22 protein-coding genes and 1 pseudogene are annotated in these 21,392 nt (G+C 61.7%); 9 read left to right on the forward strand and 14 right to left on the reverse strand.

Translation table 11 applies throughout. The features are described 5' to 3' along the window. Window positions 1-97: 97 nt before the first annotated feature. The 6 genes from D0B32_RS30795 to D0B32_RS30820 all read right to left on the reverse strand — a co-directional run bounded on the left by D0B32_RS30795 (window position 98) and on the right by D0B32_RS30820 (window position 5,375). The gene (locus D0B32_RS30795; RefSeq protein ID WP_310591218.1) at window positions 98-742 is read right to left on the reverse strand and encodes a UbiX family flavin prenyltransferase; all 645 of its coding nucleotides are present in this window, start codon (window positions 740-742) and stop codon (window positions 98-100) included. Next, on the reverse strand, window positions 735-1,046 hold the full coding sequence (gene grxD / locus D0B32_RS30800) for a Grx4 family monothiol glutaredoxin (RefSeq protein ID WP_117338092.1): 312 nt from the start codon (window positions 1,044-1,046) through the stop codon (window positions 735-737). Before grxD ends, D0B32_RS30795 begins: the two co-directional genes overlap by 8 nt. Window positions 1,047-1,209: 163 nt before the next feature. After that, a complete protein-coding gene (gene prmC / locus D0B32_RS30805) occupies window positions 1,210-2,061 on the reverse strand; it encodes a peptide chain release factor N(5)-glutamine methyltransferase (protein ID WP_259295222.1) in 852 nt (283 codons plus the stop codon). A 28-nt stretch (window positions 2,062-2,089) separates the two neighbouring features. Then, window positions 2,090-3,172 (reverse strand): peptide chain release factor 1, encoded by a 1,083-nt coding sequence (gene prfA, locus D0B32_RS30810; protein WP_117338094.1) that lies wholly within the window; start codon window positions 3,170-3,172, stop codon window positions 2,090-2,092. Between the two features lie 134 nt (window positions 3,173-3,306). Further along, entirely contained in the window at window positions 3,307-4,593 is a 1,287-nt protein-coding gene (gene hemA / locus D0B32_RS30815) for a glutamyl-tRNA reductase (protein WP_117338095.1), read from the reverse strand. A 74-nt stretch (window positions 4,594-4,667) separates the two neighbouring features. Beyond that, the gene (locus D0B32_RS30820; protein WP_117338096.1) at window positions 4,668-5,375 is read right to left on the reverse strand and encodes a response regulator transcription factor; all 708 of its coding nucleotides are present in this window, start codon (window positions 5,373-5,375) and stop codon (window positions 4,668-4,670) included. Window positions 5,376-5,572: 197 nt separating this feature from the next. Between D0B32_RS30820 and D0B32_RS30825 the strand changes: the two genes are divergently transcribed. From D0B32_RS30825 to D0B32_RS30840, 4 genes are read left to right on the forward strand one after another with little or no spacing between them, the layout of a single operon-like run. Then, on the forward strand, window positions 5,573-5,827 hold the full coding sequence (locus D0B32_RS30825) for a hypothetical protein (protein WP_117338097.1): 255 nt from the start codon (window positions 5,573-5,575) through the stop codon (window positions 5,825-5,827). Between the two features lie 20 nt (window positions 5,828-5,847). Beyond that, window positions 5,848-7,662, forward strand: a complete 1,815-nt coding sequence (locus D0B32_RS30830; protein WP_117338146.1) for an aminopeptidase P family protein — start codon at window positions 5,848-5,850, stop codon at window positions 7,660-7,662. A 21-nt stretch (window positions 7,663-7,683) separates the two neighbouring features. Beyond that, on the forward strand, window positions 7,684-8,232 hold the full coding sequence (locus D0B32_RS30835; protein WP_117338098.1) for an isochorismatase family protein: 549 nt from the start codon (window positions 7,684-7,686) through the stop codon (window positions 8,230-8,232). Then, complete coding sequence (locus D0B32_RS30840; RefSeq protein ID WP_117338099.1) at window positions 8,229-8,852, forward strand: HAD family hydrolase; 624 nt, start codon at window positions 8,229-8,231, stop codon at window positions 8,850-8,852. Before D0B32_RS30835 ends, D0B32_RS30840 begins: the two co-directional genes overlap by 4 nt. 70 nt (window positions 8,853-8,922) lie before the next feature. Here the strand turns inward: D0B32_RS30840 and D0B32_RS30845 are convergent, their stop codons facing one another. From D0B32_RS30845 to D0B32_RS30860, 4 genes are all read right to left on the reverse strand, one after another. Continuing rightward, a complete protein-coding gene (locus tag D0B32_RS30845; protein ID WP_117338100.1) occupies window positions 8,923-10,224 on the reverse strand; it encodes an MFS transporter in 1,302 nt (433 codons plus the stop codon). A gap of 75 nt (window positions 10,225-10,299) precedes the next feature. Continuing rightward, window positions 10,300-11,427 (reverse strand): DUF748 domain-containing protein, encoded by a 1,128-nt coding sequence (locus tag D0B32_RS30850; RefSeq protein WP_117338101.1) that lies wholly within the window; start codon window positions 11,425-11,427, stop codon window positions 10,300-10,302. Between the two features lie 241 nt (window positions 11,428-11,668). Continuing rightward, window positions 11,669-13,333 (reverse strand): energy-dependent translational throttle protein EttA, encoded by a 1,665-nt coding sequence (gene ettA / locus D0B32_RS30855; protein ID WP_117338147.1) that lies wholly within the window; start codon window positions 13,331-13,333, stop codon window positions 11,669-11,671. A 272-nt stretch (window positions 13,334-13,605) separates the two neighbouring features. Then, on the reverse strand, window positions 13,606-13,875 hold the full coding sequence (locus D0B32_RS30860) for a DUF3761 domain-containing protein (protein WP_117338102.1): 270 nt from the start codon (window positions 13,873-13,875) through the stop codon (window positions 13,606-13,608). Window positions 13,876-14,083: 208 nt separating this feature from the next. Here D0B32_RS30860 and D0B32_RS30865 point away from each other — a divergent pair, with 208 nt between their 5' ends. Continuing rightward, entirely contained in the window at window positions 14,084-15,052 is a 969-nt protein-coding gene (locus tag D0B32_RS30865; RefSeq protein WP_117338103.1) for a glycerophosphodiester phosphodiesterase family protein, read from the forward strand. A gap of 113 nt (window positions 15,053-15,165) precedes the next feature. Here D0B32_RS30865 and D0B32_RS30870 read toward each other — a convergent pair whose 3' ends face one another. Further along, window positions 15,166-16,059 carry an NAD(P)-dependent oxidoreductase gene (locus D0B32_RS30870; RefSeq protein WP_117338104.1) on the reverse strand — a complete coding sequence of 298 codons (894 nt, stop codon included), beginning with the start codon at window positions 16,057-16,059 and terminating at the stop codon, window positions 15,166-15,168. Window positions 16,060-16,380: 321 nt separating this feature from the next. Here D0B32_RS30870 and D0B32_RS30875 point away from each other — a divergent pair, with 321 nt between their 5' ends. Together D0B32_RS30875 and D0B32_RS30885 are read left to right on the forward strand one after the other, a co-directional pair. Then, window positions 16,381-16,764, forward strand: a complete 384-nt coding sequence (locus D0B32_RS30875) for a hypothetical protein (RefSeq protein ID WP_117338105.1) — start codon at window positions 16,381-16,383, stop codon at window positions 16,762-16,764. Between the two features lie 324 nt (window positions 16,765-17,088). Next, complete coding sequence (locus tag D0B32_RS30885) at window positions 17,089-17,538, forward strand: hypothetical protein (protein ID WP_117338107.1); 450 nt, start codon at window positions 17,089-17,091, stop codon at window positions 17,536-17,538. A gap of 503 nt (window positions 17,539-18,041) precedes the next feature. Here D0B32_RS30885 and D0B32_RS30895 read toward each other — a convergent pair. Both D0B32_RS30895 and D0B32_RS32400 read right to left on the reverse strand, forming a co-directional pair. Continuing rightward, window positions 18,042-18,797 carry a hypothetical protein gene (locus tag D0B32_RS30895; RefSeq protein ID WP_117338109.1) on the reverse strand — a complete coding sequence of 252 codons (756 nt, stop codon included), beginning with the start codon at window positions 18,795-18,797 and terminating at the stop codon, window positions 18,042-18,044. Next, window positions 18,798-19,247 carry a hypothetical protein gene (locus D0B32_RS32400; RefSeq protein WP_147329592.1) on the reverse strand — a complete coding sequence of 150 codons (450 nt, stop codon included), beginning with the start codon at window positions 19,245-19,247 and terminating at the stop codon, window positions 18,798-18,800. Window positions 19,248-19,498: 251 nt separating this feature from the next. On the opposite strand from D0B32_RS32400, the pseudogene D0B32_RS30900 reads away from it, so the two are divergent. Both D0B32_RS30900 and D0B32_RS30905 read left to right on the forward strand, forming a co-directional pair. Continuing rightward, window positions 19,499-19,747 (forward strand): annotated as a pseudogene (locus tag D0B32_RS30900) (D-xylose ABC transporter ATP-binding protein); the annotation flags it as partial. A gap of 100 nt (window positions 19,748-19,847) precedes the next feature. Beyond that, window positions 19,848-20,504 carry an aspartate/glutamate racemase family protein gene (locus tag D0B32_RS30905; RefSeq protein ID WP_117338110.1) on the forward strand — a complete coding sequence of 219 codons (657 nt, stop codon included), beginning with the start codon at window positions 19,848-19,850 and terminating at the stop codon, window positions 20,502-20,504. Here the strand turns inward: D0B32_RS30905 and D0B32_RS30910 are convergent. Next, window positions 20,479-21,243, reverse strand: coding sequence for a Crp/Fnr family transcriptional regulator (locus D0B32_RS30910; protein ID WP_117338111.1), 765 nt, complete (start codon window positions 21,241-21,243; stop codon window positions 20,479-20,481). The two genes, D0B32_RS30905 and D0B32_RS30910, sit on opposite strands and share 26 nt — an antisense overlap. Between the last annotated feature and the right edge of the window lie 149 nt (window positions 21,244-21,392).

The following is a 21,392-nucleotide window of genomic DNA, read 5'->3' on the forward strand; positions in this document are numbered from 1 at the left end:
CTGCCAATATAAGGCCGGACAATCCGTTGATAAACGGCTCAAACGGGATTTGATTGCGTCACACGCGTTGTGAATGGACGGCCCGTGCGCGGCTGACTCAGTCCGTCGGCGCGCCGCGCAGCCCCGCCCAGGCGGGCGCGAGCGCCGGGCCGAGCGCGAACAGATCGAGTACGCGCAGGACGGTGTGATCGACCATTTCGTCAATCGAAGCGGGCTGATTGTAGAAGGCCGGCAGCGGCGGAAAGATCACGCCGCCCATTTCGGTGACGGCGGTCATATTGCGCAGATGCGCGAGGTTGAGCGGTGTTTCGCGCACCATCAACACAAGCCGGCGGCGCTCTTTCAGCGTGACGTCGGCGGCACGCGTGATCAGGTTGTCGGACAGGCCGTGCGCGACGCTCGCCAGTGTTTTCATCGAGCAGGGCGCGACGATCATGCCGTCAGTGGCGAACGAGCCGGACGCAATGGTGGCGCCCACGTCACGCACCGAGTGGACCACATCGGCGAGCGCGTGCAGGTCGTCCTTGCTGAGCTGGAGTTCGTGCTGGATGTTGAGCCAGCCTGCGCTGGATACCAGCAGGTGGCTTTCGACGCCGCCCAGTTTGCGCAGCGTTTCGAGCAGCCGGACGCCGTAGATGGCGCCGGTCGCCCCGGTGATCGCGATGATCAGCCGGCGCGGTGCCGCAGCGTATGTTGCGGTGGCTTGCGGCACCTGATTGCCCGGCTTGACCAGATCAGGCAGCGGCAAACAGCTGCTGCAGTTCGCCGTTCTGGTACATCTCCATCATGATGTCCGAGCCGCCAATGAATTCGCCCTTCACGTAGAGCTGCGGAATGGTCGGCCAGTTGGAGAATTGCTTGATGCCCTGGCGGACTTCTTCGTCCTCGAGCACATTGACGGTCTTCGGCGCGTCGACGCCGCATGCCTTCAGAATCTGGATGGCGCGGCCCGAGAAGCCGCACATCGGAAACTGCGCGGTGCCCTTCATGAAGAGCACGACGGCGTTGTCGTCGACGATTTGCTTGATGCGTTGTTGCGTATCCATGACTGACCTTGCGGTTCCGGAATGTGGTGGAGATAGATGCAAATGATAGCGGATTTCGTTGCAATGGGCTGACGAGGGGCAAAGGCGCCAGCGGCCGTCCGCATGAGTTCAGGTGGGCCCGATCAGCGCGATTGCAATCGAAGGTGTAATCACTGGTGCAACGTCAGGCGCCCTCGGGCAGCCATGTGCCGCCGCTGATGCGTTCGATGCCGGCGAGATCTTCTGCCGAACGTACCGCTGCGAATCCGCGTTCCGACAACAAGGCGCGCACGGCGGCGGCCTGATCGTAGCCGTGTTCGAGCCACAGCACGCCGCCGCGTGCGGCCTCGAAGCGTGCCGGCGCGCCGGCGATGATTGCGCGGATCGCGCTCAGGCCGTCGGCTTCGTCGGTCAGCGCGCCGCGCGGTTCGAAACGCAGATCGCCTTCCACCAGATGCGGATCGCCGCTGGCGATATACGGCGGATTGCTGACGATCACATCGAAACGCAACGCGGAATCAAGCGCTGCGTACCAGTCGCTACGTGTGAACTGAACCGGGCCACCGGGGCGCTGCGGATCCAGCAGGCGCGCAGCGTTGCGTCCCGCGACGTCGAGCGCTTCGGCCGAGCGGTCGACGGCCCAGACCCGCGCATCGGGTCGCGCCGAGGCAAGCGCCACCGCGATGGCGCCAGTGCCGGTGCCGAGGTCCAGCACGGATGGCCGCGAGAGGCCGTCGAGCGCGGCCAATGCCGTCTCGACCAGCAACTCCGTCTCGGGGCGCGGAATCAGCACGTCGGGTGTGACTTCGAATTCAAGCCCGAAGAATTCGCGCGCACCCACCAGTTGCGCAACCGGTTCGCCAGCAATACGCCGCGCTTCCAGTGCGTGGTAGCGCGCCACCTGATCACGCGCGAGCGGTTCGTCGCTGCGCGTGATCAACTCCGTGCGGCGCCAGCCGAGCACATGCCCGAGCAAAATGCGCGCTTCAAGCGCAGGCAACGGTGAGGCGCGAAGCAGGCCGGCGGCGTCGTTCATGGTTGATGGCACGCGTGCGGTTTCGTGATCAGTCCGCATCGCCAAGCGACGCCAGCAATTCGGCCTGATGTTCGCTGACCAGCGCGGCGATCAGTTCTTCGAGGTCGCCATCCATGATCGATTCGAGGCGATACAACGTCAGATTGATACGGTGATCCGTCAGGCGCCCCTGCGGGAAGTTATACGTGCGAATACGCTCCGAGCGGTCGCCCGAGCCGATCAGACTCTTGCGGGTCGCGGCTTCCTTGGCGTGCTGCTCGTGGTACTGCTTGTCCTTGATCCGCGCCGCCAGCACCTTGAGCGCGCGGTCCTTGTTCTTGTGCTGCGAGCGGTCGTCCTGACATTCCACGACGATGCCTGTAGGCAAGTGCGTCACCCGCACCGCCGAATCGGTCTTGTTGATGTGCTGGCCGCCAGCGCCGGAGGCGCGGAAGGTGTCGATACGCAGATCGCCGGGATTGATCTCCACTTCGCCAATTTCGTCCGCTTCCGGCATCACCGCCACTGTGCACGCGGAGGTGTGGATGCGCCCCTGGGTTTCCGTGGCCGGCACGCGCTGCACACGATGCCCGCCGGATTCGAACTTCAGCTTCGAATAGGCCGCTTCGCCCGCAATCCGCACGATCACTTCCTTGTAGCCGCCCAGATCCGATTCGCTGGCCGACATCATCTCGACTTGCCAGCGGTTGCGTTCAGCGAAGCGCAAGTACATACGCAGCAGATCGCCCGCAAACAGCGCCGACTCGTCGCCGCCGGTTCCCGCGCGAATTTCCAGGAAGATGTTGCGATCGTCGTTGGGGTCTTTCGGCAGCAGCATCTTCTGCAGTTCGCTGCCGAGTTGCTCCATGCGCTCGCGAGCGGCGCGGATTTCTTCTTCGGCGAAATCGCGCATCGACGCGTCCGTCAGCAGTTCTTGCGCCGTCACCGCGTCGTTGCTGGCCTGACGCCAGAGCGCGTAATGCTCGACCACCGGCCCCAGCTCCGCGTGCTCGCGCGTGAGCTTGCGGTACTGGTCGAGATTCGCCGTGATGTCCTCGCGGCTCAACAGATCGTTCAGTTCGGCCAGCCGGGTGGTGAGCTGGTCGAGCTTGCTTTGCATGCTCGTTTTCATGGGACGGTGCGGAGCGGACTCCGGAAAGGATGGGCGTATCGGGTAAAGGCGGGCGCGTGCCCTGGCTGGAGGGCGCGGGCCTGGCACGTTACGCGGTCAAACTGCGCGGGCCGGGCTGCGCGGCGGCAGCGCCGCTAACGTTCCGAGTGGCCGGAATGTTTGTAGAAGCCGCCCATCAGTTCGATGAGCTTATCGCGGTGCTCGCTGCTGGCGCGATTCAGTGCGTGCGTCGGGCCATGAATCAGCTTGTTGGTGAGCGCCTGCGAGAGCGCTTCGATGACCGCAGCGGGATCCTCGCCGCGCGCCAGCATCTTTTGCGCGCGTTCGACTTCGGCACGGCGCAGCGCGTCGGCCTGGGTATGCATGTGGCGGATCACCGGCACGATGCTGCGCGCGTCGAGCCACTGCATGAAATTCTGCACCCGCGTTTCGATGATGGCTTCGGCCTGCGCGACCGCCGCCTGACGCGATGCGTTGCCTTCGCGCACGATGGCGCCGAGATCATCCACGGTGTAGAGAAAAACGTCTTCGAGCTGGCCGACTTCGGGTTCGATATCGCGCGGCACGGCCAGATCGACCATGAAAATCGGCCGGTGGCGGCGCGCCTTGACGGCCCGCTCCATCGCGCCAAGTCCTATGATCGGCAAGGTGGACGCGGTGCAGGACACGATGATGTCGAATTCGTGCATGCGCGCCGGCAAATCGGCCAGCGGGATGGCACGGCCATTGAAGCGTTCGGCGAGCCGCGTGCCGCGCTCGGCGGTGCGATTGGCGACCACCAGTTCGCGCGGCTGCTGGGCGGCGAAGTGGGTAGCGCAGAGTTCGATCATTTCGCCCGCGCCGATGAACAGCACGCGCTGGTTCGCCACTTTGTCGAAGATGCGCTGGGCGAGCCGGACCGCCGCCGCCGCCATCGAAACAGATTGCGCCCCGATTTCCGTGGTCGTGCGTACTTCCTTGGCTACCGCGAAGGTACGCTGGAAAAGCTGATTCAGGTAAGTGCCGAGCGCACCAGCCTCGGAGGCCGTGCGCACCGCGTCCTTCAATTGTCCGACGATCTGCGTTTCACCGAGCACCATCGAATCCAGCCCCGACGCCACACGAAACGCATGACGCACGGCCTCGGACTGCGGCAGCGCGTAGACGTGCGGCGCGAGTTCCTCGACGGACAGCTTGTGATACTGCGAAAACCATTGGACAGCCGCTTCGCGCACCGCCTGATCGTCAGTCGCGCAATACAGCTCGGTGCGGTTGCAGGTGGAGAGAATGGCCGCTTCAGGGGCGCTGCGGGCGGCGGCCCCGAGCCACAAATCCTTGAAGGTCGCGAGGGCAGGTTTGATCTGTTCGAGCGGAAACGCCACGCGTTCGCGCAAGGCGACGGGCGCGGTGTGGTGATTGATTCCGATCGTTAGAAGCTGCATGTGCGGGGCTATGGTTTAGCCCAATATTATAGCGTTTTCGCGATTTCTTCATTCAGGGTGGGCTATTGGGCGGATCAGCCCTGCACGCGGGCTTCCGCGGGGATGGCGTCCAGCTGGTAGCCGAACCCATATAACGGGGTCAGGCAATAGCCGTGTTCCGGACGCAATTGCAGTTTGCTGCGCACCCGCGAGGCATGGGTATCGAGCGTGCGCGATCTGACGTCGCGTGGACGCGTCCAGACGGTTTCGAGAATATGTGCCCGTGAAACCGGCCGCGACGCGTTCGTGAACAGCAGCAAGGCAAAGCGGAATTCCTTTGGGGTCAATGCCACTGTCTGGCCGTTGAAAGTCACGGTAAGCTGCGCAGCGTCGAAAACGTAGTTGCCGAACGTGTCGAGCCGGCGGTTGGGCGGCCGGCGCAGGCCGGCGCGGCGCAGCAGGGCGTCGATGCGCGCCAGCATCTCCGGGCCACGCACGGGCTTCGCGAGGCAGTCGTCGGCGCCCGCGTGCAGGGCGGCGACCACCTCGCTTTCGCGCGGCGCGGACATCAGCATGATGACCGGTAGGCTGGGCAGGATGCTGCGCGCCTTCGGAATGATGTCTTCGGCCGCGTGATCGCCGGCCCAGCGGTCGGTCAGCAGGAGATCGAAGAACTGGTGAGTGGCGCTGGCGAGGAACGGCGCGCTCGCGGTGAAATGCTGACAGGCATGGCCGCCGGCAAAGACGAGCCGGCCGACGAGTTCCGCGTGACGCAGGTCCGGCTCGATGAGGGCAATTCGCATGGGGAACGGGCTTTCAGCCGGGCGGGCAGGGGAGCGGCGAAGCTTACGGCTTGCCTAAATGTGACCCCGGCCCCTAAACTCAACCGCTACGCGGAAAGCGCCGTGCTGACCTTTATAGTTAACGAGATAAAAATGCTAGCTTCCCGTGTCTCTCGCGCCCATGAGACCAGTCTGAAATTTGGCCAGGACCGGCCCTGATGGGTTGGCCAGGCGTGATTTTGCTGGGCCTGGTGATCGGGCTGGCGGGCTGGTGGCTCCACCCGCTGCGGCGTTCGAGCCGCGCGCGCTTCTGGGTGGCGCTGCTTGTCGGTGTACTGGGCGCGTCCGTCGCCCGGATGGCCGGCAATGTAACCGGTTTATTCCATGATGGTGATACGCTCGAATGGCCGGTGTGTGTGGCTTTTGCGCTAATTGCTGTTGCCGTGACGGTCGGCTTGCTGTCCCGTCGCTGAACAATTTGCAGGTGAATCTGATGAATGCCCGACTTCCCGAGACCTCTTCCATTCCTGAGCGTATTGCTCACCTGCGTGGCGCGATGAAGCGCGAGGGCCTCGCCGCCTATCTGGTGCCGTCTGCCGATCCCCATCTATCCGAATATCTACCGGGCCGCTGGCAAGGGCGGCAATGGCTGTCCGGCTTCACCGGCTCGGCCGGCACGCTGATCGTGACCGACACGTTTGCCGGACTATGGACGGACAGCCGCTATTGGGAGCAGGCCGACGCGCAACTGGCCGGCACGGGCGTGCAACTGATGAAGATGATGGCGGGTCAGCAATCGCTGCCGCATTTCGAATGGCTGGCGCAGAACGTCGTCACGGGTGGCACGGTGGGCGTGGACGGCGCGGTGCTGGGTGTGGCCGCGGCGCGTGCCTTGACGCAGGCGCTCAACGCGCGCGGCGTGAAGCTGCGCACGGACGTGGATCTGTTCGACGCGGTCTGGCCCCAGCGCCCCGAATTGCCCACCGAAACGGTGTTCGAGCACGCCGCGCCGCATGCCACGGTCGCGCGTGTCGAGAAGCTCGACCAGATCCGCCGCGCCATGCAGGAGAAGGGCGCGCAGTGGCATTTCGTTTCCACGCTCGACGATCTCGCATGGCTGTTCAATCTGCGCGGCGCTGACGTCAGCTACAACCCGGTGTTCGTCGCGCACGCGCTGATCGGGCTCGAACGCGTGTCGCTGTTCGTCGCCGAGGGCAAGGTGTCGCGCGAGCTGAGCGAGTCGCTGGCGCTTGACGGTATCCATGTCGAGCCGTATGCCAAAGCGGCGCCCGCGCTGGCGGCTTTGCCGGGCGGCTCGACACTGTTGATCGACCCGCGCCGCATCACGTTCGGTCTGCTGCAATCGGTCCCGGCCGCGGTGAAGGTCGTCGAAGCGGTGAACCCGTCCACCTTCCTGAAATCGCGCAAGACGGAAGCGGACGCTGAACATGTGCGCGCCACGATGGAACTGGACGGCGCGGCGCTCGCCGAGTTCTTCGCGTGGTTCGAAGGCGCGTTGGGCCGCGAGACCATCACTGAACTCACCATTGACGAACGCCTCACCGAGGCACGGGCGCGCCGTCCGGATTTCGTCTCGCTGAGTTTCGCGACCATTGCCGGTTTCAACGCGAACGGCGCAATGCCGCACTACCGCGCCACGCCGGCCTCGCACTCGAGGATCGAAGGCAACGGATTGCTGCTGATCGACTCGGGCGCGCAATTCCTGAGCGGCACGACGGACATCACGCGCGTCGTGCCGGTGGGCGAGTTGAGCGATGCACAGCGGCGCGATTGCACGGTGGTGCTCAAGGGCATGATGGCGCTGTCGCGCGCGCAGTTTCCGCGCGGCATCCGTTCGCCGATGCTCGACGCCATCGCCCGCGCGCCGATCTGGGAAGCGGGTCTCGACTACGGTCACGGCACCGGCCACGGCGTCGGCTACTTCCTGAACGTGCACGAAGGACCGCAGGTCATCTCGCACTACGCCGCCGCAGAGCCGTGGACGGCGATGGAAGAGGGCATGATCACTTCGGTGGAACCTGGCATTTACCGGCCGGGCAAGTGGGGCGTGCGGATCGAAAATCTGGTGCTGAACCGCGCGGCTGAAAAGACGGAGTTCGGCGATTTCCTTAAGTTCGAGACGCTGACGCTGTGTCCGATCGACACGCGTTGCTTTGAACTCTCGTTGCTCAACAGCGACGAACGTGCATGGCTGAATGCGTATCACGAGATGGTGCGTACACGGATTGCGCCGCATGTGTCGGGTGAAGCAAAGACCTGGCTGGAGACGCGGACGCAAGCGGTCTAAACAACCCTGGGAGTTCGGGACATGGCTGGCGTGGCGGTGGTGGTGGTCGACGTGCAACATGCGTTTTTCTCGGGGCCCAACGCGGCTTATCGCGGCGATGCGGTCATCGACGGCATCAACCGGTTGACCGCGGCAGCGCGCTCTGGCGGCGTGCCGGTGTTCATCGTGCAGCACGAAGAACCGGGCGATGAAGTCGAGTATGGCAGCGAGGGTTGGGAACTGCCGGATTCGCTGGTGCGGACCGACGACGACCGGTTGTTGCGCAAGTCGGTGGGCGATTCGTTTCACAAGACGTCGCTGCAGGCGCAACTCGACGCACTTGGCGTCGACCGTCTGCTGGTGTGCGGTTTCGCCACCGAGTACTGCATCAACACCAGCATTCGCAGCGCGGCCCTGCTCGGCTACAAGACCACGGTCATCTCTGACCTGCACACCACGCAAGCGGGGCCCGGCCTCACGCCTGCGCAGATCGTCGAGCATCACAACTGGGTATGGAACACTTCCTCGCTGCAGGGCAATCCGGTCACGGTCCGTCCGCTCGCCGAGGTTCTCGCCACGGAGTTCGCATGACCATCAAGGCGGTCGTGTTCGATTTCGGCGGCGTGCTGATCGACTGGAGTCCTGAGTATCTGTTCCGGCATCTGATTCAGGACGAAAGCGAGCGGCGCTGGTTCCTCACGCATGTCTGTTCGATGGAGTGGGTCGTGCGCCAGGACGGCGGTCAGACGATCGCCGAGGGCACGGCTGAACTGATTGCGAAGTTCCCGGACCACGAAGCGTTGATTCGCGCCTTCTACGAACGGTGGCACGAGATGATTGGCGGCGTGCTGGAAGACGGCGTGGCGACGCTGGAAAAGCTGGAGGCGGCCGATGTGCCGCTGTTCGGTCTGACCAACTGGTCGGCCGAGACCTTTCCGTACGCGTGGGACAACTTTCCGGTGCTGCGACGCTTCAGGGACATCGTGGTGTCCGGCCGCGTCAAGCTCGCCAAGCCGGACCCTGCGATTTTCGCCGAGATGTATCAGCGGATTGCCGCGCAACTGCCGGGAATCGAAGCGCACGAACTGGTGTTCATCGACGACAACCTGAAGAATGTGCAAGCCGCCAATGCGCTCGGCTGGCATGGCGTGCATCACACGTCGGCGGCTCAGACCGAGGCGCGGCTGCGCGAACTAAGCTTGCCCGTCTGAGAGGAGTGAGGCGCTCGCCGTGCTTGCGGGCGTCACGCACCGTCAGACGGGTGCCCATCAAACCGGGATCTCACGCCATTCTTGTCGCAGCAGCCGTTTCCGCACGCTCGGCAATCGGCTCGCGCACCACGAACATGTACACGAGCGCGGCCGCAAACGAGACCGCCGCGCTGATCAGAAACGCGTCGACGAACGAGTGCGTCTGATCGACCACTACGCCGGTGATGAACGGCGCGAACGACCCGCCAAAGTACCCACCGAAATTCTGGATGCTCCCGAGCGACGCCACCAGATGCCGCGGCGCGGCCACGCTGACGAGCGCCCACGCGGCGCCGCTTGCCATGTTGACGAAGTACATGGCGAGTGACAGATACACGATCGCCATCGTGATGTTCGGCGTATAGGCCGCGGGCACCGTGAACACGGCGCCGAAAATCAGGCCGGTACAGATCGGCCATTTGCGACTGCGGATCGGTGCAATGCCGCGCTCCATCAAGCCATCGGCGACGAAGCCGCTCGACAGCATGCCAAGCGTGCCGAACAGATACGGAATCGAGACAATCCAGCCGGTCTTCGCAATCGACAGATGCCGTTCGTGTTCCAGATACGCAGGCAGCCAGGTGAGGTACAGCCAGACCATGTAGATCACACCCATGAAGCCGAAGATCATGCCCCAGGTGGTGCGCGAGGCGAACAGGCCGCGCCACTCGGCGCCGGTCATGCGCCGCTCGACGCGCGCGTGGGGCTCTTCTTCCGTGAGATGCGTGAGCTCCTCGGAGCCGAGCACGACTTCCCCACGATTGCGATAGACGAGATACCAGGCCACCGCCACCGCGATTCCCATCACGCCCATCACGATGAACATCCAGCGCCAGCCAAATGCGAGCAGCAGACCGGTGAGGATAGGCGGCGCGAGCGCCGGTCCAATGGTCGATGAGGTCGTGAAAATGCCGGTGGGCCTGCCGCGCTCACGCAGCGCATACCACTCGCTCACCACTTTGGCGCCGGCGGGAAACTGCGGCGCTTCGCCGATACCGAGGAAGATGCGCGCGACGAGGAACTGCTGCAAGCTGTGCACGAAGCCGCCAAAAAGCTGCGCAGCGGACCACACCAGCATGCCGATGCCGAGCATGATGCGTGCGCCGAAGCGGTCGAGCAGCGCGCCCATCGGCAATTGCGAGAATGCGTAGGAAAACGAGAACGCCGACAGCAGCAAGCCCATCTGCGAGGCGGATAGCCCAAGCTCGCCGCTGACCGAATGATTCGCAATGGAAAGCGTGCTGCGGTCCAGATAGTTGACGATGCCGGCCAGCGTCAGAAACATGACCGCGACCCACTGGATGCGCCGTAAGCGTGGTGTCTTTGCCTGCATGGGTGTCTCCTCCGTGCTCTTTTGAGTCTATGGATGGATGCTGCAAATACTCGAGCGGGTCTAGTGGTTCCCGCGCTACTGTCCGAGCAGATTCTTCAGCGCGTTGCCGAGTCCCTTTACGGTATCACCCGCACCTTTCGCGACGCCTTCCACGCTCACGCCCGTGGACTTCGCAAAGCCCGTGCCGAGCTTCATCAAAAAGTTGTCGTTGACCGAGAACTTCGGATCGCGCAGATTGCCTTCAAGGACGAAATGCACCGTGATGTCGCCTTTGCGCGACTTCAGCGCCGCAACCGCCAGCTTGGTGGGAATGGAGAGGAAGGTGTCGAGCGGGTTGCCGGTGTCGGCGAGTTGCAGGTTGTGCAAGACGACCGTGCCCGGCGCGTGCAACTGATAGTTGGTGACGGTGGACTGAACCGTCAGGTCCACCGTGCCGCCCGTGATCTCGGCCTTGGCACCGGTCTTCTTGAGCAGATAAGGGTCGAGCATCACGATGTCCACACCTTGCAGCGTGCTCGTGGTTTGCGAGTCTTTGGTGGCAATCTTGATCCAGCCACCGAACGAGACCGTGCCGGTGTGCTGCGGACCGGCGATCGAGCCGTTGACCTCCACCGAAGTCGGTTCGGTCAGCGCCGGCAGGTGCAGATGGTCGACACTCGCAACCGCGTTCGTGACCGACACCTTGTACGCGGGTTTGCTCACCGTGAAATCGTAGAACTCGAACGTGCCATGCTCGAATCCGATGTGGTCGATCAGCTTTTCGCGCGGCACGGTTGGGCTGCCGACACTGGCGGGAGTGGCGTTGTCTGGACGGTTGAGCGATTCCTTCAGGTTAGGCAGGATGTCGATGGAACCGCCGGCGGTCCGCACCACGGTCAGGTCGAAGCCGCTCACGGTGACCGAGCGGATGTGAATGCGCCGTTGCAGCAGATCGCGAATGTCCGGCACGATCGTGATCTGATCGGCGTGCAGCACATTGGGCGCGGGCCAGTCGGGCGGCGGCTTGAGGAGGACGTTGGTGAGGCGAACCGAGGTGAGGCCAACGTCGATGCTATCGGCGCTGCCAAGCGGCCCCAACGCGGCGGTTACCCGCTGCTTCACTTCGAATTGCACGAAGTAGAGACCGCCGAGCACGACGACCACCAGCACCAGCACAATGGCGCCAACGGCAATGGCCACGCGTTTCGGAATCGACATCGCCATGCATGCCTCCTCGTATCTGCGCTCGGCCGCGCAGCTTGCCGCTTATCGGTTATTTGAACAGGTGGGCGAGGCCTCGCCCACCTGCAGTACGCAGTGAACTTGCATCAAGCGCACTTTAACGTGTACCTCAACGTGCTTCGTGCTGCGCGTGAGCGCGCCACCCGCTCATGTGTTTCGGCTCGCAAAGCCCGGCGCACCTCGCGATGCGCCTCATCGAGCGGCGCGACGCTGATCGCTTACATCAACGTGCGATCGGCTTGTAACGCAGACGCTTCGGACGTGCGGCCTCTTCACCGAGACGTGCGCGCTTGTCCGCTTCGTATTCCTGGTAGTTGCCGTCGAAGAACGTCACTTGCGAATCGCCTTCAAACGCGATGATGTGCGTTGCGATGCGGTCGAGGAACCAGCGATCGTGCGAGATCACCATCACGGAGCCGGCGAATTCCAGCAACGCGTCTTCGAGTGCGCGCAAGGTTTCGACATCCAGATCGTTCGACGGTTCGTCGAGCAGCAGCACGTTGCCGCCCGCAATCAACGTTTTGGCCAGATGCAGACGCCCGCGCTCGCCGCCCGACAGGTTGCTGACGATCTTCTGCTGATCGCCCCCCTTGAAGTTGAAGCGGCCAATGTACGCACGCGACGGCGTTTCGTACTTGCCCACCGTCAGCACGTCCGCGCCGCCGGAGATTTCTTCGAACACGGTCTTCGAACCGTCGAGCGCATCGCGGCTCTGATCGACGTAAGCCAGCTTGACCGTCGGCCCCTGGACGATCTCGCCCGAATCCGGCTGTTCCTTGCCGGTCAGCATGCGGAACAACGTGGACTTACCCGCGCCGTTCGGTCCGATGATGCCCACGATGGCGCCAGCCGGAATCTTGAAGCTGACGTTGTCGAGCAGCAGACGGTCGCCATAAGCCTTGCTGACGTTCTTGAACTCGATCACTTCATTGCCCAGGCGGTCGCCAACCGGGATGAAGATTTCCGAAGTCTCATTGCGCTTCTGGTAGTCCTGGCTATTCAGTTCCTCGAAGCGGGCGATACGCGCCTTCGACTTTGCCTGACGACCCTTGGGATTCTGGCGCACCCACTCCAGTTCCTTCTTGATGGCTTTCTGGCGCGCGGACTCCGACGCTTCTTCCTGCTTCAGGCGCTCTTCCTTCTGGTCGAGCCAGCTGCTGTAGTTGCCCTTCCACGGAATGCCGTGACCGCGGTCGAGTTCGAGAATCCACTCAGCGGCGTTGTCGAGGAAGTAGCGATCGTGGGTGACCGCGACGACGGTGCCCGGGAAGCGCGTCAGAAACTGTTCGAGCCAGTCCACCGACTCCGCGTCCAGGTGGTTGGTCGGCTCGTCGAGCAACAGCATGTCCGGCTTTTCCAGCAGCAGCTTGCACAGCGCGACGCGGCGCTTCTCACCGCCTGACAGATGCTCGATCTTCGCGTCCCACGCCGGCAGACGCAGCGCGTCCGCAGCGATTTCGATCTGTTGCTCCGCGCTGCCGTCGCTGGTGGCGAGGATCGCTTCGTACTTGGCCTGCTCGGCGGCGAGCGCGTCGAAATCGGCATCCGGCTCTGCGTAGGCCGCGTAGATTTCGTCGAGTTTCTTCTGCGCGCCGAACACTTCGCCGAGACCCTCTTCCACGGCTTCACGCACGGTCTTTTGCGGATCGAGTTGCGGTTCCTGCGGCAGGTAGCCGATGTTCAGATTCGGCATGGGCGTAGCTTCGCCTTCGATGTCCTTGTCGACGCCTGCCATGATGCGGATCAGCGTGGACTTACCCGAGCCGTTCAGACCGAGCAGGCCGATCTTCGCGCCGGGGAAGAACGACAGCGAAATGTCTTTCAGGATTTGACGCTTGGGCGGCACGATCTTGCCGACCCGGTTCATGGTGAAGACGTATTGGGCCATTTGCTTGCAGTAGACGTTGACGCCGCCGGCCACCGGGGGCGAGCGGTCGTGGGGTGAATGGGGATCCGGTGTTGCCGGCTCCCGGCCGCAGCGGGCGTGTCGCCGAGACAGTCGACGTGGCAGCGCGCGGGGCGGGAAGAGGTGTCATTGTACTTCGGGGCGCGGCGGCGCAGTCAGTCGGCCGAACGGCATATTCCCGTGGCAGCGCGCCGGGGTTAGTCTCTGGTGAGATGACGCCCCGGCGCCACTGGGATGTCAGGATCCAGCCCGGCTCAGAGCCATGCTGCCACGCCGCCATGCCGCGAACAGGTGCCGCTGTGGTGCCGGCTGAAGCTGTAAGAGCCGTCGCGGCAACGGGCCGTAGCGCCCTCAGGTACCTCGCCGGAGAGCGAGCGGGCCGGCGCGTGTACCAACTGGCCGCCATGATTGATGTACGCGCGGTGGTTGCTGAGATTGGCTTCGTCGGCTGTCGAGTCGGGTCCGACGTATGCAAAGGCCGGTGCGGCTGCGAAAAGCAACGCGGTGACGCCTGTAACGATCATGGCGGTGGCGCTCGAAAACTGCGGACGGCGGCTCGAGTGATGCCTGTGAGTGATGCCTGTCATGGAAAGGAAAGACGATAAATGAAAATGGTTGGCCGGTTGCGCGTCCGCTTTGGTATTGAACGGATCGCATGCCGGCGGCGTGTTTCGAGGCCGGCGAACCGTACCACGGAGGTCCGGTTTGCAGATGTACTAGTCAGGAGTCCAGATGCCTCGTTCGATGTGGTTGGCCTGTTTGATGACACTTCTCTCCGTGTGGCTGGCGGGTTGCGCAACGCAGTCTGTGAGTCCTGGCGCGGGCGCGGTCACCGCGTTGCCGCGCATCATCGCGCATCGCGGCGGCACGGGTGACGCGCCTGAAAACACTCAGGAGGCGGTGCGCCTTGCGCTCGCGCATCATGCCGATGCAATCTGGTTGACCGTGCAGTTGAGCAAGGATGGCGTGCCGGTACTGTACCGGCCGGCGGATCTGTCGGCTTTGACGAACGCCAAGGGAGCGGTATCAACGTATTCGGCGGCGGAACTGGCGAACGTCAATGCGGGCTGGACGTTCCGTCAGAGAGACGGGCAGGGTGTCGACGCTTATCCGTACCGTCGGCATCCGGTGGGCATCCCCACATTACGCGAAGTCTTGCGTGCCATTCCAGTGAACACGCCGGTCGTGCTAGACATGAAAGCGCTGCCCGCTGAGCCACAGACGCGGGCGGTTGCGCAGGTGCTCACCGAAGAGAATGCGTGGTCGCGCGTGATGATCTACTCCACGGAAACCGACTACCAGCGCAGCTTCGCCGCTTACCCGCAGGCAAAGATGTTCGAATCGCGCGATGCAACCCGGACCCGGCTCATGCGCGTTCTGCTCGGCGGCGGCTGTGTCGATCCGCCGCCTGGCAACGCACTGGCGGCGTTCGAGTTTCATCGTGATGTGACCGTCACCGAACAGTTCACCTTAGGCGAAGGTCGCTCGGAGGTGCATGCCACACCGTGGACGCCCGCTAGCGTGGCGTGTTTCCGCAAGAATCCGGGTGTGTACCTCGTGGCGATCGCGGTGAACAATACCGCCGACTATCGCGCGGCGGCTTGCCTTGGAATGGACGCAGTGCTGGCGGATTCACCCGCTACGATGGTGCCGGTTCGTGCGGCCTTGAGTTTGCCGCTGCAATGTAAAGCAGAGAGGTGAGCGCATGCGGTTTGTTGCCAGGGGCGTTTGCGAAACGGTTCTGAAAACCGATGCGACAGTGCGCCCACTGCGGCATCGGTCATCTACGCAATCAGCAAATCGCCGTCAGCGCGTTACTTGGCAACCTGATCGCGCCAACGGTACTGCTGCTGCCAGCCAAGCAGGCGCTTGAGCTTCTCGTTGCTCAGCAAGGTTTCGAACTCGCCGAGCGGCTTTTTCACCGGTACGTCCGGATAGAAACGCTTGAGCAGTTCGGCCGTGGGCAGATCGGATGAAACGTCGTCGGCGGCCACGTTCATCACCTCGAAGCCGAGGCCATCTTTCTCGATACCGAGGCGGCACGCGGTCGCCAGATCGCGGCCGTCGATATAGCTCCACGCAATGCGCTTGCGCAGTGCCGGATCTTTCAACCACGTCGGGAATTTGGCGTAATCGCCCGGGTCGAGCACGTTACCGATCCGGAAGCAGTAAATGTCCGCGCCGGTGCGGGCGTGGAAGGCCTTGCCCGTCACTTCGTTGATGACCTTCGAGGTCGCGTAGCTGTCCATCGGATCCACCGGATAGTTCTCGTCCAGCGGGAAGTACGCCGGGTCGCGGTGCCGATGCGCGAACACCACGCCATAGGTCGTTTCGCTCGAAGCGAGGATCACCTTCTTGATGCCATATTTAGAGGCCGCGTCGAGCACGTTGTACGTGCCCATCACGTTGATCCGGAACACCTCGTTGTCGGTCGTGACGAGAATGCGCGGAATGGCGGCGAAGTGGACGATTGCGTCGACGGGTTTCGGTTCGATGTCGGCGTCGAACTCCTTCGGCGTCGTGCTCGAAGCCAGTGCGTTGAACACCTGGCCTGCGTCCGTCAGGTCCGTAATCAAGGTGCGGGCGGTCTGCTTCGCCATCGGCACGCGGTCGAGGTTCAGCACTTCGTAACCGTGCGCCACGAGGTCTTCCACCACCCACTTGCCGGCCAGTCCGCTACCGCCGGTGACAATCACTCGCTTCGTCATCTGCCTTGCTCCTTGTCAGGTTCAGGTGAATCGGGGTTTATCTCATCGTAGACGTTTCCGGTCCTGCGTTTCTGTGACGAACGTCATAGTCGGACAGCCGCGTCCGCTAACCTCGGGAGAACCCCAATACGTTTGTATGACGTCCGTCACAGTTTCCGGCGGCGCTCTGCTGACAGAGGACACACCTTACGTCAGCCGGAGCCACAAGTTTGATCGGAACATGGCGAATGGTGCGCATCGCATTGCTATCGAGCTAGGCGAACAGGCAGTTATCGACGGCGAGCGCGTGACGGTTGCGCGTGCTGTGCGGCACTGGCTGCGATGGTATTCCTGGGCGCGTGTGCTGCCACACCGCCCGGTGCAAGCGCGGTGGCGGTGCCTGCTGAACGCGCGCACGCGTACGGCGAGAAGCCGCAAGGCCCGGATTTCGGTACGGTGATTTTCACGCGCGATAGTTCGATGATCGGTGCCGCGCTTGCCATGAAGATGAGCATTGACGGCAAGCCGGTGGCCGACGCGCGAAGCGGTGAGCGGGCCACTCTTTACGTGCCTGCCGGTGAGCACATCGTAAGTGCGAAATCTGGAGTAAATCCGCGTAAGGATGTAGAGGCGGTGGTGAAGCCCGGTGCAACGCGATACTGCCGGCTCACCATACACGATTCAGGTGTGACAGACATTGATCCCACGCTGCCGGATGGCGAGTGAGCATGACCACGCACGCGTGTCGTGGCTCTAGCGCGGCAAAGGGATTGCAAGTGAATGCGTGCGCCACGAAGTTCTATCACGAGCGGTGCGGCGGCGCGGTGCCGTGGGAGATTTACGGTGATGCGGTGATTGTGCCTGATGCGGACTTCGCGCCACCCCACATGCGCGATCTTTGCTTATGAGTCACGTGCGCTCGTGGTTCAACGAATCCGATGACAATCAGAATTCATCTTGATGAGCGCTGCGAGGCGGCGAAAGAATATACGAGATGGTGGACAGGTTACATTTAGCGCTTCGCCTGCTTACCCGTGCCGCTCCACGAACATGACTTACCACGCCGTTACCGTCACACTTGAAAACATTAGCGGCATTGTCGCCGTGAAAGACAAATACAATTCGACAACGCAGAGCCTGACATTCAATGTCACCATTGCGGGAAAGCGTCAATATGCCGTGGTGATACGGGGCAATCCCCGCCTTGATAACGGCACAGTCGTGACTGCGGTTCTGGGTGATCCTGAGAACTGGCAAACATTATTAGGGTGGCTTAATCACACCACAGGCGAGATTTGCGGCGTCGAATCGCCCGGTGCGCGGGTTGCCATGTGCGCGTTTTCGATCCTGGTCGGAGTCGTGTTTTTCCTTCGAGCGCTACGCCCGGATTCTAGCGCGGTCGTCATGACTGTTCTGCTTGGTACTGCTGCGGTAGGTAACGCGTGGGCACTTCTGGCGCTGCGTAGGTCTCTTGCCGTCTATCGACTGTTAAAGCCCTAAGTGTCTTCGGCTTAGCGTTGCGCCTACTTTCTGATAGATATGTTAGAAAACAAAAAAGCCCGCACAGAGCGGGCTTAAATAACCTTGAATGTTTTACGTTGCGCTCTCCATGTTCTAGTGTGAGCCAGTAACGTTCGCGATGATCCACTGTCTTGCTACACTGCGACGCATCAGCAAGAGGGCAATCACGCGAACCCATACACATGCGGCGATTAGCGCTATGGCCCACAATCCCAATGCGTTGAGATATACCCCGCCCGCTATAGTCCAGAGAAGGCTACCGGCTGCGATCCACTTTAGTAACCCGTAACCCCGGCTTTGTCGTTTGAGCGCCCAATACAATGCAAGTGGGTTGGCTATCAGGCACGCGAAGACCGCCAGAAGCCCCCCCGAGGATAAAGAGCAATAACAGAGCATCGTAATTACAACAATCGCTTCGCAGAGGAAGGCAATTAAGAATCCGAGCAGCGAGGCCCGAATGGAGCGCGGCATCGTAATCATGACTATCGGAATTTTGTGGTCGTGCAGTATTGCATGCCGCTAGTCATGTCACTCCACTGCTGTTCTTTAGCCAGATATTGACAGTAGTTTTCCTTGTACATGCTTTCGCTCACCGGCGTAAGGCTGCCTGGAACGGGGGAGCCTGAAATAATAAAATAAGCCCCCGAAGCACCTTGGTCGCTCATGCAGGCAAACAAGCCTTTTGAAAACATAATCTCGTCATAAGTATAAAGATTGTAACCATTTCCGACGCCAGCGCTTCCCCAATAAAGGGATGCGCTCGCGGTTGACGCGGGCTTCGTAAGCTGAAGCTGATTTGCGACAAGATTGCCGAGCATTATCTTTACCGAGTTAAAGTATGGCTGCATTGCCGCCTGAAGGTCAGCAGCCAATACGATCGCGCCGACCGCCGCCGCCGCACTTGGCCCGATTTCTGCGAGTGCCAGCACAGTCAATACGATTGTTCCACTCGCACTTACAAGCGTTAGCACATCGCCTGAATTCACCTTTTTATTAGGGTCTTTCCAGTCCACCATGATTTTGGTCAATGCGGTTGTTGCCACCAGGCCATTTGTCATGACGCGGATAGGCTGGAGCATTTGTGTGACATTGGTCACGGTTGCAACGAGCGTGGTGCCCGTTTGCATGATCGACAGTGAATCATTTGGGTTCTGGGCAACGCCCATTAATGCCTGGTACGTTCCCATATTGTTCGAGCCTGCTTCCATCACCTGCACTACCAGTTCTGCTTTTGCCATTTATTCCGCCTTCGATTCTGTATTCCAGGGAGCTATTGAGTTCACCGTTGCGCTAACGGATGGTGCAATTGACGGACCTGAGCCGACGACATACCGATAATAGAGTTGTGCATTGCCGATTTTTGGAAAATAAACCGGCTGGGCAATAAAGGAATTTGATTGTGAGAACGTTAGCGACACCGTGTCGATAAGCTGCGAGAAAGCTCTGTCGGTGGATATCTGTAATGCACCAGCGATATCGCTTGTCGGGTCATCGTAATTGATGAGGCGGGCCCAGAATATCCACGCTCCATCATCGCGTTTTAGCGCCGTGGCGCCGTTTGTTAGCGCGTACCCACGTTGAGCCGTCGCCGGAATCTGAGGAGATGCAGGAGCCGCCCGGGTCAGCTGTGACGCGATACCTGCAAGCGAGAATGCAGAGGTACGCAAGAATAATCGTCTGTTAGTCATTGCTTTTCTGGTTGCGTTGTTTTCGTTGTTTGACAGATGTATCGTTGCTGCGATTGAAAACGTAGCACCCGTTTGAAGAGCATCAAATCAGTCAAATCTGAAAAATACTCGGACTATGCGATTTGCATAACAATCGTCTGACCGCGCACACCGACGAAAAAAAAGCGCGATTTCTCGCGCTTCTAGTCGTTCACTTGCCTCTCTTATTGAGGCGGCGACTTGCGTGGGGGTTTCGGCTGGGTGTCAAGAATAGAAACGCACACTTTCTCATCGTGGATGAGCCCACGCGCGGCATAGACATTGGCGCCAAGGCAGAAGTGCACGCGTTGCTGGCGCGGCTCGCTTCGCAAGGCATTGGCATCATCGTGATTTCGTCGGATCTGCTGGAAGTGCTGGCGGTGAGCGACCGCGTGCTGGTGGTTCGCGAAGGGCGTCTGAATGCCGAACTCACGCGCGCCGAAGCGACTCAGGAGCGGGTGATGGCGGCGGCCACGGCGTGAGCGCTTCGGCTGTTGCACGGCGGGGTCAGCGAGTCGTCGCGGTCTGCCCGGCAAAGCAATCCACTGAATGAAGTTTGTTTCCAAAGGGAGTGTCAGTGCAATGACCACGATCGTCGTGATTCACACCGGGCCGGTGACGGTGCAGCCGCTCAAGGATCAGTTCAAGGAACAGCTCGCCGATGCACGCGTGATCAACATCGTCGACGACAGCCTGCTCAACGACGTGCGCAGCGCCGGGCATCTGACGCCGGAAGTGACGAGCCGTCTGTATAGCTACATGCAGAACGCGCAGTCGATGGGCGCGGATCTGATCCTGAACGCGTGTTCGTCGGTGGGCGAAGCGACCGATCTGCTGCGCGGCATGATCCGCACACCCATCATCAAGGTGGACGAGGTGATGGCCGAGGAGGCCAGCGCCATTGGACCGCGCGTGGGCGTGGTGGCTACGGTATCGACCACGCTGGAGCCGACCGTGCGGCTGATTCGCAAGAAAGCCGCCGAAGCGGGCCGCGATGTGACCGTGGAAGAGCGCATCGCCGACGGCGCGTTCGACGCGCTGCTCGCCGGCGACGCCGCACGTCACGACGACATCCTGAAGCGCACCATCCTCGGGTTGATGGACGAAGTGGATGTGGTCGTGCTCGCGCAGGTTTCGATGGCGCGTCTCGTGCCGCTACTCGGGCCGACCAAAGTCCCCGTGCTGTCGAGCCCGCAAAGCGGCGTCGCTGCGGTCAGGCGCGCACTAGCGGCGCTTTGAGGCTTTCGGCGGCGAGTGTCCGCGCACGCGTCAGCACCTGATTCGCGGCTGGTGGCGCGAGATAGTGCGCGACGAAGGCAGGCGTCAGCACGATCTTGCGTTCGTGCGTATCCACGAAGCCTTCCGCTTTCAGGTCGCTGAAATGCCGGTTCACGGATTCGCGCGACGTGCCGATGAACTCTGCCAGTTTGTCCTGCGGAATGGACAGGTCGATCAGAATCGCGCCGGGTTCGTCGTGGTAGGTGAAATCGCAGCCAATCTGCGCGGCGAACATGGTCAGAATATTCGTGAGACGTTTGCGCACGTCGTGCAGCGAGAGGTTCTCGATCAGCCGCTGGGCTTCCTGCCAGCGCTGGTAATGGCTCTTCAGCACGAACTGGTTGATGACGTCGTAGCGGCGCAGCAATTCCTTGAAATCCGGCTTGCGGATATAGCAGATCATGCTCGGCGCGAGCGTCTGCGCGTAGTGTGAATAGTTGGCTTCGTTGAGGACGTCGCCGTCGCCGAAAATCATCCCGGCCTTGATGAAGGACAGCGTAATTTCCTGACCGTCCTCGGTGAGCCGGTAGAGCCGTACGCTGCCTTTTTTCAGCAGGTAGACGCAGTCGCTGCGCTCTTCCGGGCGGTAGACGGTGGTGTGTTTGCGCAGATGCCTGTGATCGCTGAACGCGGGCATTACCTCATCGAGGCAATTTAGCTGGATCAGCGACAGCAACTCGCTTTTGCCGACGAACCACATCGCGTGTCTCCTTGACTCTGGTTGGTCAACGGGCCGCGTCGAGGCGCAATGTTCGGCGTGGCGTCGCTTTATGTCGTGCGGATCATTCTACACATCGTGGGAAAGCGGCGCTTGAGACGCCCTGGCGAGCGAATTGAAGGCGCCCGGCG

The organism is Paraburkholderia sp. DHOC27 (assembly GCF_003429005.1).
In the GTDB taxonomy this organism is placed as follows: domain Bacteria; phylum Pseudomonadota; class Gammaproteobacteria; order Burkholderiales; family Burkholderiaceae; genus Paraburkholderia.